This is a genomic window from Pseudomonas sp. AM4(2022) (genome assembly GCF_036346515.1).
Classification (GTDB): domain Bacteria; phylum Pseudomonadota; class Gammaproteobacteria; order Pseudomonadales; family Pseudomonadaceae; genus Aquipseudomonas; species Aquipseudomonas paracarnis.
In genome coordinates this window covers 134,756-149,971 of record NZ_JAOTNW010000001.1, presented here as the reverse complement: position 1 = coordinate 149,971, position 15,216 = coordinate 134,756, and the positions used below count along the sequence as shown (strand labels likewise).

Genomic DNA, 15,216 nt, shown 5'->3' with positions numbered 1-15,216 from the left:
CGGGCAGGCTGTAGCGTCGATGGTTCCATCACACCGAGAAACCCTGTCATGACGTTGTCCGAGCCCGGCCCAGCTTCCCTGCGCCAAACCCATATTGACCAAATCGAGACCCTGTTCCGTGATCCACCGTCATTGCTCACTGTGGCGCAAGAGGCTGCCCAAGCCTATCTGGACCAACATTTTGCGACGCAACAAGGGATGGCCGGCCTGATCCATATAGGCACACCCACCGCTGGCAGCACCGATGCATTGCCGTCCTACGCTTATCAGCCTTTGCCTGAATTACTGGTGCAGCGCTTGGCCGGCGCCAGGCCGACGTTATTGGTCGAGCAGTATCAGATTGTGGTCCGACAGGTTCGCGAAGTGTTTGTGTCAAGTGGGCCGACCCTGGCTGAGCTGGAGAAGCTGATCAATGAGTGCGGTGCGGTGCTTCTGAGGTTCTTTTCCAATCGTTTGCAAATGTGGTGGCGTGAGCCTGTTCCGATAAACAGGGTCCGTTGGGGCTATCTGTCCGACCACCTGCTGGCGTTGCTCTACGACTCACCGAAACCTCCAGGCCTGGACGAAAACCGTTTCGCTGCGCTGTTCCCCAAAAACCTGTTACGCCCGGTGCGGCCGACCGCTGCATGGAGCCTGCATGGCGGCCCGTTGCGGGTGCAGACCGTGCACCTGCAAGGGGGCGATCAAATACAGATGTTGCCGCTGCTGGTCTTCAGCCATGCCTCGACCACCTTGCTGTTCAGCCCGGCTAGCGGTATCCACGTGCTCAATAGCCTGGACGACATCGGCGCTATGTTGCCGGCTTATACCAGCGCGGTGCTGACGGGCGCGGCTGATCATTGGTTCGTCCTGGAGGCTCAGGGCGACCCGTTCGATGCCTTGGCGTCAAGTTACCTGGCACGCCAGCTGTTGGAGATCGATAGTATCCAGCGTACTGTGCCGCGCGCGACGCAGGCGTGCCAAGCGCTGCTCGATTACATCATTGATCCCAGGCGTTGGTTTATCTGTGAGCTGAGCGCGCCCCAGCAACGCTTGCGCCAGGTCATGCCCGGGTGGCTGGCCCAGGCGGGCCCAGAGGACAGCATCGCCTATGCTCAGTTGTTGCAGCAGTGGGTGTTGGCCCAGCATGAAAGCGGGGCAGCGCATTTTCTTGAGGGTATCGAGTCGATTACCCAGTACGCCGACCGTCAGGTAGAGCAGTGCCTGAGGGCGCAACCTGGTGCGACGAAACTCCAGCCGGGTGACGTTTCGCTGACCTTTGATCGAGTGATCGCGGCAGCCGTGCCGGTGCCGGGCGGGTTCATTGCCGGTGAGGTGGACCCGGTCACGGTGACGCTGACCGAGCTGGCCCTGGAAAACCTCGCTGGGTTCCCGCACACCGTCAAGCGCATCACGCTCAACGATGCAGCGGCACCGACCTGGCTGACGTACAGCCTGATCAAATGCTGTGTGGATGAGGCGGACGTGGGGCAAACCTATCCCGCCCTGCTGAAAAAAAAGCTGATCGACGACACGGCTGAGGTCACCCGCCGTCGGCAGCAGTTCAGCCGGCAACTGCGAGTGCAACTGCCGATGTTGGCCCTGGAATCGAAGATCAAGGGCGAGTACGGTGTGACCCGGAGCGGTTTTCAGCTGGTTCTCGCGGCCTTGCAGGCGAGTGCCGCCGAACGTCAGGTCGGTGGGCAGGCTGTCGCGCTGTGGCCGTTGGCGTTCAAGGCTTCGGCGAATGCTGCACCGGATGTGGTCGCCAACATGTTCATCATCGGGCCGCAACAGGGGCAAGGCGGCCCGCACCTGTTGTACCGGCCACTGTTCAGCCCGATGCTGCAGGAATATGAATCGCTGGAGGCTCTGTTTACGGCGATCAAGACCGCGGGCGTCCTGCAGGACAATGTGTTGACCTGGCTTGCGCCTGCGCGCCAGGCGGTCTATGCCAATAATGGCTTTCATGAGCCGCATATTCGCCGCTTTCTACCGGGCGATGAATTCAGCGTGTATGAGGCGCCGGCACCGGCACAACTGAGCAAACAGGTGGCCGCCACCGACCCCGCGGATCAGGTGTTCAACGCCACGGCCCAGGCACTGGTAGCCCTGGCGGACCGCCAGTCGGTATCGAATGCCGAGCAGCGTTGGGCCGACTTGAAGCAGGCCGGTTGGCTGCTGTTGGGAACTGTGCTGCCGTATCTCAACGGGCCGTTGATGCTGGGGGGCTGGCTGGCTCAGTTAGTCGACAGCGCGCAGCGCGATATCCAAGGGCTGCAGAGTGACGACGGGCAAGCGAGGAGCGCTGCCCTCACCGACATGCTGGCGAACCTGATGGCGATTGTGGCCCATCAGGCCACGCCCCAGAATGCCCACCAGCATTTGGCGCTGGAGCACCCGGTGTTTGCACCTTTGGCGCGTGTCGAACCCGCACAACTGTCGGTGCCGCTCAAGCCTGTTCCCGCACCTGCGACGTTCTACACACCCACCCGCTGGGCCAATGCCCGCGACGTACTGACCCCGCAGCAGAGGGAATTGATCCAGCGGTTGCGGCTGAAAACCTTTCCCACGCCCTGGCCGGTTGCCCTGGATAACGCCGAGCCCAGTGGTGCTGCCCAGGGCTTGTTGCGCGATACCGCTCATACGCCTGCGCAATGGCAGGCGTTGGTTCGAGGGGCGCTGTACCGGGTGCAAATCAATCAAGGCGTGGTCCGGGTGGTTAGCGCTGATGGCGCCACCCTTGGGCCTTGGCTCAGGCATCTGGGCCAGGGGCGGTGGGACTTCGACTTGAGGCTGCGGTTTCCGGGCGGTAATCCCGACGAGGTGATTGAGCATGACCAGCAAGCGCAGCAGGCTGCCCACGCAGCGCTTGAGGTTGAATATACAAAAGCGCAGGCGGACCGCACCCGGGCGAACACCGCGATGCACCTGGCTCGCGCGTTGGCGACCCGGGCCGCCGGGCAAATCACTGACCCGCAACGCACCCAGGCGTGGGAGCGCTATGGTCAGGAAATGAGCAACAAGTTCCAGTATGCACAGCGGGAGTTGCAGCTGCTCAAGCGCCTGCGGGAATTGGGCCCTCGCCTTGGCTATGAGGTAGAACTCTGCCAAGTGTTGGAGTCAGTGATTCTGACCGCACAGTTATTGGATGCACAGTCTCGACGACACGTTGTGGACTGCAATGCCAGGCTCAGGCCGCTGCTGGACCGGCTGAGCGATGAAACCCCGGAAGAGGCCGACTCGGATATCAACCGTCAGGATCACGCTAAACTGCGCACCCTCATGCGTGAGTTGGCGGCAGTACAGGAAACGGCCATTCGCTGGCGAACCCTGGAGGCCGGCTATCTGGATGAATTGAGCCGTGTTCCCCGACTAGGGCGGGACAAGGCCCAGGGGCTGACATTAACCGAGCGCCCTTTGATACCGGACTTGCAAACCGTGCAACTGACGACCTTGTGGGGCATTTCCATCGATATTACGGGGCCTGAGCTCAGCGACGATTTCTTTGACGCTGTCAGCGAAGCCATCAAGCGTGCACGCCGTGCCACTCGCTCTCTGGCGGACTTACAACAGCTGCAAGCGACGCCGGCAGAACGCATTGAACTGCTGAAGAATATTGATCACGTCTATGCACAGGTTGACGATCAGATTGAATTCTGGCGTGCCATGGAACCGGAAAAATTCGACCTGGTGTACCTGCAAAAACTGCAGGAGTTGCTGGCCAGCCTGCACCAACAGGTCGAAAACGAACTGGTGAGCCTCCTGCAACCGGAACCCCAGACAGAACGGCCTGCTGCACCCGCTCCCGTGCCCCAAGGCACTCGGCGTAAAAAAATTATCCGTACGCGTAATCACGATATGTATGTGGCGCAGATCAATGAAGCCACGTCATTGGCGCCCGTCACCGCAGAGCTGCATGAGGCGGGCGGCGAGCTCATCGGCACGTTTACCGAGGCCCAGGACGGGGTTTGGGAACCTGTGAGGCCGACGCCCAAGCCTGATGCGCAGCTCGGTAGCTTGCTGAAAAAGGCTCAGGGGCTGCTGGATGATGAGCGTAGAGCGATCCAACAGGTCGACGCTCTGATTGAGCGAATCAACGATCCGTCTTCCCTGGAGTACCTGCTCGAGGCGCAGGCCAATACCCGCCGCTGGACCGCCGAGTCGATTGACCGCAGGCGCCAGGGTATGGAAACCTTCCGACTGGTGGCTGTGCAGCAAGCCAAGGCACTGGCGATGGCGCGCGACCTGCGGCTGGCAGAGGCCCGGTTGAAAGCGGCCGGGGTGGACGCACGGATCAGAGCGACCCGGCTGCGGCCCACGACCCAGGAGCACGTTGACTTTCTTCTGCGTCATGATGCCGTGCGTATTTTCAAGCAAGGCGAACGCGTGCGGCTCAAGGGTAAAACCGATGATTATCTGCAGGTGTATGTAGTCGCGGACGCACGGGATAACCAACGTGCGTTGTGCTACGCCCACTTCCACTACAAAAGGCCCCAGGGGCCGGATGATCATTACGAGGGCGACCCTCACATCAAGAGCCCCGAGCAGGAGCGCCTTGGTCGCGAGGCACAGGCCCAGGTCGAGGCCCAGGCATTCGCCCGTATCCGCACCGGCCAGACCGGGCGCGTGCGCCAGACTTTGGAAATTGACCGGGCGAAGATCACGCGGCCTTTTGCTCGACGCCTGTTTTTCAGTGTTGACTAGCCACGGGCTGGCACAGCGTCTGGCTGCTTGGCGTCAAGTACGGCACCAGAATCGGCGCCATGCCTTTGAGCACTTGCACGGGCAGTGCCGAAGTGAACTTGAAATTTTGTGCCGAACTGCCCGGCACAAAGGCGGTGAGCGTGCCGAAGTGCTGGTTGCCGATGTAGAACACAAAGGTCGCGGTGCGGTTGATCGCCTTGGAACTGAGCACCCGCCCACCGGCGCCGATGGCTTCGATACGGTTGTCGCCGGTGCCGGTCTTGCCGCCCATGGCCAGCGGCGTGCCGTCGTCGAGCTTGAAACTGCCGGCCACACGTTTGGCCGTACCGGCATCCACCACTTGGGACAAGGCCCCGCGCAGTGCTCGCGCCACTTCGAGCGGCATCACCCGTTTGCCTTCGGCGGGGTCGTTGATCACTTGGGTTTCATACGGCGTATCGGCGGCAAAGTGCAGGCTGTCGATGCGTACCACCCGTGCACGCACGCCGTCGTTGAGGATGATCCCCATCAATTCAGCAAGCGCCGCCGGGCGATCGCCGGAGCTGCCGATGGCCGTGGCCAGGGAGGGCACCAGGTGGTCGAACGGATAACCCACCGTCTGCCAGCGCTGATGAATATCGAGAAATGCCTGGACCTCAAGCATGGTGCGGATGCGACTGTCGCGGGCGCTCTGGTGGCGGCTCTTGAACAGCCAGCTGTAGACTTCCTGGCGCTCGAACTGGCTGGCTTTGACCATCTCACTGAAGGTCGCCTCGGGATGGTTGAGCAGGTAGCCCACCAGCCATAGGTCCAGCGGGTGCACCTTGGCGATATAGCCCTGGTCGGGCAGGTCATAGGTACCGGGGCCGTAAGCTTTGTAGAGTTTTTGCAGGCGTTCGTCGGTGAGTTTCTCACTGGTTTTGACGCCGTCCAGGTGGGCGCGCAGGAACAGGTCGAAGCTGTCCTGGCTGGCGTTGGGCAACAAGTAACGGTGCACGGCGGCCAGGCGAATTGGCGTGGGGCGCAGGCCGTCGAGAAACGTGTCGAGGCGGGCCTGGGTGTCCTTCCTCTGGTACTTCTTCCAGAACTTGCGCAGGAACGTCGTGCCCTCGCGGTCGGCGAAGTCGGCCAGGTATTCCTGGCGGCGCGGGTCACTGTCGTCCTTGAGCAACTCGGCGCTGTTGTTGGCGCCCGAATAGGTGCTGAAACGCACGAGGTCACGCATCAGGCGAATGAACGGCAGGTTGATCGACTCGCGCAGGGCATCGCGCAGGGTCGGGTTGCGGCCGTTGTCTTCGTTGCGAAAATTGTGGAAGTGATGCATGCCGCCGCCGGTGAAAAAGCCTTCGTTGGGGCTGGCCGAGTAAGTGCGGTTGAGGGCGGCGTCGAGCATGTTGGCCAAGGATTTATCCGGTGTCTGGATCAGGTAGTCGACGGCCCAGCGGCTGAGGCGGTCCTGTTCGGCGATGTCGACTTTCTTCAGTGCGGCGGGGGCTTGTGCGGCGTACTTGTCGTGCAGCTCGGTGATGATTTGCAGGTAGGTGGTCAGCACTCGCAGCTTGGCCGTGGAGCCCAGCTCGAGTTTGCTGCCTTCGTTGATATCGAAGGGCTGGTCGGTGTTGTCGGTTTGTACACGTACCCGAGCGCCGTCCGGTGTCAGCTCGAACAGGGTGAAGCTGTAACGCACTTGTGCCGTGTTGGTTGGGGTCAGCAGGCGATCGCCGAGCAGGCCGACCTGGCGAGCGTACTCGGGCTCGGCGAGGCGTTTGAGGTAATCGCTGACCTGGGCCTGCAACGGCGCTTGCAGGGTGCTGGTGGCCGACAGGTCGAGACGGTCCAGGTCGTACAGCGGGCGGTCGAGCAGGGCGGCCAGGCGTGCGCGGGCCATGCTGATGCCTTTGTTGGTCTCGATGGGCTGCACCGTGGGCTGTTGCACCCAGTCGCGGTAGTTGAGCCTGGCAGCCAGCGCTGCCTGCAACAGCGCGGGTGTAATCACCGCGTTCTGGGCCAGCAGGCGCAGGTGGCTGTCGGTGAGCCGGGCCAGTTCGTCGCGTCCTCTGGCCAGGTAGTGAGAAGGGCGGCGCTGGGCGATGATGAGCGCCAGCACCTGACGCAAGGCCAAACCCTGTGCGCTGTTCACCGGTCCAAGTAACGCCTGGTTGACCTGCTTGAAGTCGGCGCCATACCACACCCGCAGACCCTCGGCCAAGCCGTGCACTTCACCGTGGCCTGGCACTGCCGACAGCGGCACGCTGTTGAGGTAGTCACGCAAGATATTCTGCCGCGCCGGTAAGGTTTGCGGCCCGTTGCGATAGGCACGCACGGCGGCGGAAAACATCTGCCGCAGTTTCTCTGTGCCCGATACGGTCAGGCCATCCGGAGAGTGGCGGTATTTTTCCAACTGCGTGGCCAAGGTGCTGCCGCCGGCACTCTGCCCCGGCAGGTGCAGCACCTTGGCCACTTGTGACCACGCGGCGTTGGCAAAGCGTGGCCAGTCCACGGCAGGGTTGGCCTGGGGTTGAGTGGGGTCGAGCAGGTCGCGGTTTTCAACAAACAGCAGGCTGTTGACCACTAGGGGAGGAATCGTGGTGAAGCTTTCGTACAGCTGTTGCGGGTAGTTGTACTGGTAGAGCGGCACCGCACGGCAGTCGGTGATGGACAACCCGGCCTGGATTTTTTCCGCGTAGGGCACAAACAGACCCTTGGCGCTGTAGTCCATCAGTGCGGGAGAAAAACGCGCCTGGGCCTCGATCACATAACCGCGCTTGATCAAGCGCGGCAGGAAGGTGCCGAGGTCGCTGTAACCCAGGCGCCGGTCGAATGGGCCGGCGCCAGGATAGACGATGGCAGCACTGGGGCCGGTCTCGACCTGGTAGGTGAGGCTGCGGGCCAGGCGGCTGAGTTCCTGGGCCTGCAGGCGTGAGGTGCGCATCTCTTTGACGGCGGCAAACCCCAGGGCTATCAGCGCCATCAGCACGATTAACCAGAACAGGCGCCGCACATAGCGGGGCCGAGGTTTATGTTCGGGTAAAGGCACCGGGTCCGAACTGCCCTGTCGTTTCGCAGCTTTGCTCGATTCGGTTTGCCACAGTGCGCCCATAGTCGATTGATCCCTGCACGCAGATTGATCGGACTTGCCTGAAGCTTAGACGCTGGCAGCCTGCCGGGAAAAAATTGTGGTCATGGCTGCGCAAATTTAATACTGGTCTCCAGGATGTTCAGCCAGATCGGATGATTGGCCAGTTCCCAGCGATAGTTCGCGCCATCATGGAAAAACACCATCTTGTCCTCCAGGTACCAGACGGTCATTTTTATCCTCAGTTGCCGCATATAGTCCTGCGCCGGACACGTAATGGACGTCCAGGGGTCGCAGATATACAGGTTCGCCCAGCCGGCGCCCTGGAAATCCAGGGTCTGGGTCAGGCCGGCGGGGATCGTACCCACCACCACAAAAGTATGGCCCCGGCAGCTCCACACATGAGCGACGCCGCCATTGGTTCGGATCATTTCACACGCCACATGGGCCATCTGGTCGCAATTGCCGGCGCCGGTCTTGAGGATGACTTCGGTGTAGTTCGGGTGACCGATCTTGCTGTATTCCCACATCACTACGGGTTCAGCTTCTTGCAGTCGCAGGATTTCTTGCGGGGTTTCACCTACGACGTTCGCGGATCTCAGGCCGGTCCTCTCCAGCATGGCCTGGGTGCTGGCGTTGGCTTGCTGGGCGAGGTACTGATTGTGCTGGGCGCCCAGGCCGGGGTTTGGCGGCCAGATGTCCAATTGGACCGGGCGCGAGGCGACACTGATGTCCAGGCGGCGCCCCTGGTCCGAGGCGTTGAGCAGCAATTCGCGCTGTTTCATGACACTCAGGGTGCTGGCTTTCTTGCGGATTTTTTCGATTTTCGCGGGCAGGAAGCCGCGCCTGCTCAACTGTCGGTACAGGACCTCCAGGGTCGGCAGTGTCACCAGTGGCTGGTCGGGAATCATCCCGCCAGCGCGTAAAAACTGCATTTTGGTGTCGCAATAGGCCCTGATCAGGGTCGTGTCGTCGCCGCCTCGGCTGAAATCCAATTGGTGGAATTGCAAGGTGTCGGGGCCGCTGGGCGTTGCGTTTGTCCGGTAAAAAACTCCCACATCGGGCTCGGCCACCCAGTAAGGTTTTGTCGTGTTGGGTAGGGTGATCTCCAGCGCCCGAAGGGTTCTGCGGTCATTGATGAGGTTCACCAGCCCATCGATTTCCACCACTTGGGTTTTACGGGTGAGCAGGTTGTCCAGGTCATCTTCGGGCAGTCCGAACTGCGGCTCGTTGTCAATGCGCCTGCCGCTGACCTGCGGTTGGTAGATCAATACTGAGGGTTGGGGTTGAGGGGTCAACTCGAAGCTGTCGTAGTGCGGGGTGACATCATGCACGTTTCGGTAATAGACCAACTGGCGTCTGTTGCCATCGATCATCGGCGCCGGCTGGATGCGAATATGGTCGAGCGCCTGGACTCGACGTTTATGAATCGAATCCTTGAAGGCGTACAGCCTTTTGGTGAAACAGATGAGGGGCACCCCCGGGCTGCGCTTTGCTCTGTCGACGGGGCAGATCGTGTCGAAGTGGTCGGTGAGCTTGGTGTGGACTGCTGAGGTGAGTTCGTCCAGCTGGCCGGGGTGTTTATGGGACAAACGCCAGACGCGGTCTTGGTCCAGCAAGTCGGTTGCGTCGGCGCGTTGAATGAGCAAGGGCGCCGTGTCAAAAAAGGGCTCTACAACGAGCGCCTTGTAGCCGTCGGCGAAGCTGATCGGTGTGAGGGCCATCGTGGTGTCCAGTTGAAAACCTTCCAGCGCGGGACCGTACGGCCTTGCACTGAAGGGGTCAAAGGCACGCCAGGCGTTGGCCCGTCTGATCGCCAACAGAGGCGTAAACCCCTCAGGCTGCATCAGAACGCCAGACCTGACGTCGGCGCGGTTGATCAGCCGGGCGTAATCCATCGTCGCCCCGTGGGCCAGACGTTGCTGGGCATGACGCAGTGCGCCCGCCAGTGCCCGCTGGCCTGAGTGGTTTAACCTGGCCAGGCCATAGGCCGTCAGGCGCACCGCCGATGGCACCGCCTCCAATGGGTTGATCAGCTCATTGATAAAGGTGGCGCTGAGTCTGGTCAGGTGCAGCAGTTTCAAGTAGGCCGGTGCGGGCTTGATCAGCCGGCCCCAGCCGCTGGTAATAAGGCCTTTGGTCGGCATGATCAAGCCAAGCATGTCGAAGAAACAGCCGAGGGTGCCATCGAGTACACGCTTGATTTCTCCTGATGCGAGGTCGTGACCGCAGGTCCAGAAGGGGATGAAACCCAGTAGCGCCTCTAACAGCTGCTCGCTGTTTTTTTTTCGCTGTTCAAGGGTGGTCAAGCCTTTGGCCTGGGCTACCCAGGTATCGATATCAATGAAAAAGTGTTGACTGACGATGTTGCTCGCCAACGTGAGGTTTCTTGGCGAGTCGAGTACCAGCGGCCGGGCCGTGGTCGGGAGCCCGGCGACATGCCAGAGTCGATCCACAATCACGTTGCAATACTTGTCCGGTGTGGGTGGGCTGCCTTTGAAGTAGGCGTCCTCATCAATGGCCAAGCGACTGCCCTCATGCAAATAGGCGATGGGTCGTGTGCTGTGGGGGGCGCCGGTGGCGACTTTAAGAGGGCGGCCACCCAGTTCCAGGGTGGCGGGAAGGCGGGTGTTTTTTTGCACTTGATTGAGCAGGGGAAACAGTTCGTAGTCATGGCGGGTGTCGCCTGCCGTACACCGCAGGATGAAGCCGAACCGGCCGGTACGGGCCATTTTCTCCCCGGGCCCTTCTTCAATCTGCGGCTTGCTGGCGGCTTGCCTCACCACCAGCAGTTGCACCGCACCCTCGTGCAAGCGCTTGCGGTCGGCCAGAGGTAGCTGCGACAGCAGGTAGCTGATGGCCTGGGTGTAGGCCTCTTTGAGTTGTTGGGTGTAAGCACCCGCCGCCTCAATGAACAGCGCGTTGATATCGCGCAGTTGACCAAAACTTTTTTTCAGCGTGGAGAGGTCGAGTTCGGGGTCGGTTGAGCGCCACTTATCGTCAATGGGGTGCAGGTGGCCGCCCATGTGCAGGTCCACCAACGATTGAAGTTTTACACCCGTAGTCGGTCTGAGGGAGGGGAGTCGGGGGAAGTCTTGCCCTTCTTGCAGGCATTTTTTCTTCAGCCAGCGGTGGTTGGGGAAGACGCGTTTAAGGTCCTCCAAGGCCAGGCGGCGGCGCGTGATGAGCTTGCTGCGCAAGGTTTCGGCTGCGTCGTGCAAGGTCTTAATACGGGCTTTCAGGCGTTCTTTGACGGCGTCGATTTCTTCGGTTCGATAGGCCTGCGCCGGTTGCAGTTCACCTTGGCAGATTGCCCAGTCGATCAGGGTGGCGGTGGCGTAATACTCGCGCCACAAGCGCTCCTGGTCCGTGGCAGGCTCCTGGGTGGCGAGGGCTATGATATTGCTGAACGCCAGGTGTCGTGTTGACCCGCAGGCGAGCTCTTCTGCCAGCATCACACCTTGTTTGAACAGCATCCAGGCGTGGGAGGTCATGAAGTACAGCGAATCTGGGATGCCTTGCACCAAAAATTCTGGTGCGATACCGGCCAGTAACAGGTGCGCGGCCAACGCTGTGGTTTGAGGAGTAGCAACACCGACCTCAATCAGGTGCAGCTCAAGTGAGCGGCGCAGGTCTGCATAGCGATGGCCGTGGAAATCGCTCTGGTTCAGGTTCAGGCCGGCGACGGTGTATCGCGCTTGTGCGGCCTGTGGGTCGAGGCTAAGGATCAGCGCGGCGAGGACCAATGCGTCTCGACTGGTGTTGCTGGTCGCTTCACCGGGGGCGTGGCCGAACCAGCCCATGGCACCGAGCAGCAAGTCGGCCAGCTTCTGCGCACGGGGAGCTGCAAGCAGTTGTTGCAGTTGTTCATCCGGTGGCCCTGGCGGCAGATCGGCGGCCAGCAGGTTGAACAAACCGGGGCTGGGTGGTGCGACGAACGTGGCGCTAATGTGGATCACCTTGGCGCGTTGTTCGGTTGAAAGGGTCAGTGCACCCGGCAGTGGCATACCCAGGGCTTGCCAGTAATTACCCAACTGGGGGCTAGCGAGCCGGGTGGTTTCGAGGCGTTGTCGATACTGCAACAAGGCGACGTCGGAATGCGCCAGATCGCTCACGGGCGGCACCGGCACCGGTTCGCTGCGCCGCAGTTGCGCCATCAGCTCCCAGGCCGCCTCGCGATTATCCGGCAACGGCAGGTCGTGCAAACTGAGCAACTGTGCGAGGCTGAACTGGCCGTCCTGATGCACTAACAGGTTCAGGGCCGCAGAGCAGGCCTGCAAGCGTTCAAGGCGATCGCCCAGGGGTAGCGGCGACAGTTGCTCATGGCTGATGTCTACCCGTTGACCCCAGGGGCCGGCGCCTCTGATCGAGTGTTGCTGGTGGTCAAATTCGTACAGGCCGGGGGTCAGTGAATCCGGGCGAGTCAAAGCGAGAAACTGCGGATGCTCAGTGATTTCCCCGAGTAACGTTGCGGCGGTGTTCATGGTCACGGCCCAGAACGAGTCGCAAGCCAGCCGGAATCGGCAGCGATACACACTCAAGAGGTTGAATGTTTGTTCGTTCAGGTCGTCTTCGACGATCTGTGCGTGCAGTGCATTGGCCGTTGCGTGCAGATCCTGACTCAGTCGCTCGAACGCGTCCGCGAGTGCAGGTTCGGTCCTGCCCAGTGCGTCAATCAGCACGCCGCGCTGGGCAAGCGTTGTCGGTTGGGGGCAGCCCTGGAACCGCAGCACCTGGCGGGCGCTCAGTGATAGGTCAGCGGCAGGATAGGCCAAGCCGATGGCATCAGGGTCGATGATCTGGGCGATGGCCCGGATGGGCGGCGCGAGCTGCTGCCAGCCGCTGGCATCCTCATCGGTGAAGGTGGCACCGTTGGCATACAGAGTGCCGTTGCGCACGTTCACTTGCATCGGGTTGAAACGCCGCTGCCCGGCCCAGGCCACGAAAGAGGGGTGGCCGAGCGCTTGGCGATAGAGCACAAGCCAGCAGCCGAGGGCGCAGTGGGCTGGCACCGGGAGTAAGTCTGCGGGGGCGTAGGGTTGGGTCTTGAGGTGTGCGATCAGGGTGTTCAGCATTTGCCGATCGCCGTCCTGGCGCTGGGATGGAGTCGGCTGCTCATGCCGGGTGGTCAATTCAGTCATCCATTAAGTCTCGTTGAAGGTAATGACAGAGCGTGCCGGTTGCGGGCGCCGTCTTCACCGGGACCTTTCGCCTTTTTCCATGGGTTGTGTCGCTATGGCCTGAAAGCCCTGTTTCAGAGCCTTCGGCACTGGCAATCAGGCGATGGCAGGGGCATGACGATGCGCCAAGGCTGTGCAATACTCGCCGCCGTTTCGGGCAGCGGCTTTCAGGGATAAATCAGGTAATGCCCCTCCATAAACCCGGTTTTTTCCGAGAGTTACCGCTGGAATTTTGGGTTTTTATAGTGAAAGACCCTGCGCTGAGGTTTTTATACTGCACGCCCCGCCGGTCTTGTAGGTTTTGTCCTACGTCGCGAGTCTCTCCATGAGACAGCATCGGACTTACTCCGCTGCCAGGCTTATCGGCGTGTCTGTGTGAGACTAGGCGGTTTATCCAATAACAAGATGAGGTTGTACCCTATGCCAGTCGGCAACCCACTGCCCCATGGCGAGACCGCTCAAGGCGGTCCGCTCAAACGCGAACTCGGTGAACGGCATATTCGCCTGATGGCCCTTGGCGCCTGTATCGGTGTCGGCCTGTTCCTTGGCTCGGCCAAGGCCATTGAAATGGCTGGCCCGGCGATCATGCTCTCGTACATCATTGGCGGCCTGGCGATCCTGGTGATCATGCGTGCCCTCGGCGAAATGGCGGTGCACAACCCTGTCGCCGGCTCGTTCAGCCGTTACGCCCAAGACTATCTCGGCCCCTTGGCGGGCTTTCTCACCGGCTGGAACTATTGGTTCCTGTGGCTGGTGACCTGTGTGGCGGAAATCACCGCCGTGGCCGTGTACATGGGCGTCTGGTTCCCCGACACCCCGCGCTGGATCTGGGCCCTGGCGGCGTTGATCAGTATGGGCACCATCAACCTGATCGCGGTCAAGGCGTTCGGTGAGTTCGAGTTCTGGTTCGCGCTGATCAAGATCGTCACTATCATCGCCATGGTCATCGGCGGCGTCGGTATCATCGCGTTTGGTTTTGGCAATGACGGCGTAGCGCTGGGCATTTCCAACCTGTGGACCCACGGCGGCTTTATGCCCAATGGCATCACGGGCGTGTTGATGTCGTTGCAGATGGTGATGTTCGCCTACCTGGGCGTGGAGATGATCGGCCTGACCGCCGGTGAAGCGAAGAACCCGCAGAAGACCATTCCCAGCGCCATCGGCTCGGTGTTCTGGCGCATCCTGCTGTTCTATGTGGGTGCGTTGTTCGTGATCCTGTCGATCTACCCGTGGAATGAAATCGGCACCCAGGGCAGCCCATTCGTGATGACCTTCGAGCGTCTGGGTATCAAGACCGCCGCGGGCATCATCAATTTCGTGGTGATCACCGCTGCGTTGTCGTCGTGCAACGGCGGCATCTTCAGCACCGGGCGCATGCTCTACAGCCTGGCGCAGAACGGCCAGGCGCCGGCGACGTTCGGCACCACCTCCAGTAACGGCGTGCCACGCAAGGCGTTGCTGTTGTCGATCTTTGCCTTGTTGCTGGGCGTACTGCTCAACTACCTGGTGCCGGACCAGGTGTTCGTGTGGGTGACCTCCATCGCTACCTTCGGCGCGATCTGGACCTGGCTGATGATCCTGCTGGCCCAGCTCAAATTCCGCAAAGGCCTGAGCCCGGCCGAGCAAGCGGGCCTCAAGTACCGCATGTGGCTGTACCCCGTCAGCTCCTACCTGGCGCTGGTGTTCCTGGTGCTGGTGGTGGGCCTGATGGCGTACTTCCCGGAGACCCGTGTGGCGCTGTATGTAGGGCCTGCGTTCCTGGTGCTGTTGACCGTGTTGTACTACGTATTCAAGTTGCAGCCCGCCGTCACCAACAGCAGCGCGACCCGCTCCGCCTAAATGTGGGAGCTGGCTTGCCTGCGAAAGCAGTGGTTCAGTTGCAGACTCATTGACTGACGCCGCCTTCGCGAGCAAGCCCGCTCCCACAGGGGATTGATGCCGGGCGCTGAATGCGTGGGCAATACCCAACCAATGTGGGAGCTTGCTTGTCTGCGATAGCGGTGGTTCAGTTGCAGATTAATTGACTGACCCGCCGCCTTCGCGGGCAAGCCCGCTCCCACAGGGGATTGATGCCGGGCGCTGATTGCGTGGGCAATACACAGCCAATGTGGGAGCTGGCTTGCCTGCGAAAGCAGTGGTTCAGTGACAGACTCATTGACTGACACGCCGCCTTCGCGGGCAAGCCCGCTCCCACAGGGGATTGATGCCGGGCGCTGATTGCGTGGGCAATACCCAACCAATGTGGGGCTTGCCTGCGATAGCGGTCGTTCAGTTGCAGATTAATTGACTGACCCG

General features: G+C 61.1%; 4 protein-coding genes. 2 read left to right on the top strand and 2 right to left on the bottom strand.

The window, feature by feature from the left end; translation table 11 throughout:
• The first annotated feature begins 48 nt into the window (after positions 1 to 48).
• Positions 49 to 4,686 carry a hypothetical protein gene (locus ODQ19_RS00675; RefSeq protein ID WP_330209078.1) on the top strand — a complete coding sequence of 1,546 codons (4,638 nt, stop codon included), beginning with the start codon at positions 49 to 51 and terminating at the stop codon, positions 4,684 to 4,686.
• Here ODQ19_RS00675 and ODQ19_RS00670 read toward each other — a convergent pair.
• On the bottom strand, positions 4,673 to 7,765 hold the full coding sequence (locus ODQ19_RS00670; protein WP_330209077.1) for a transglycosylase domain-containing protein: 3,093 nt from the start codon (positions 7,763 to 7,765) through the stop codon (positions 4,673 to 4,675). The two genes, ODQ19_RS00675 and ODQ19_RS00670, sit on opposite strands and share 14 nt — an antisense overlap.
• A gap of 80 nt (positions 7,766 to 7,845) precedes the next feature.
• Positions 7,846 to 12,882: a hypothetical protein gene (locus tag ODQ19_RS00665; RefSeq protein ID WP_330209076.1), complete on the bottom strand. Its 5,037-nt coding sequence runs from the start codon at positions 12,880 to 12,882 to the stop codon at positions 7,846 to 7,848.
• 459 nt (positions 12,883 to 13,341) lie between these two features.
• On the opposite strand from ODQ19_RS00665, the gene ODQ19_RS00660 reads away from it, so the two are divergent.
• A complete protein-coding gene (locus ODQ19_RS00660) occupies positions 13,342 to 14,760 on the top strand; it encodes an amino acid permease (protein ID WP_330209075.1) in 1,419 nt (472 codons plus the stop codon).
• Positions 14,761 to 15,216: the final 456 nt, after the last annotated feature.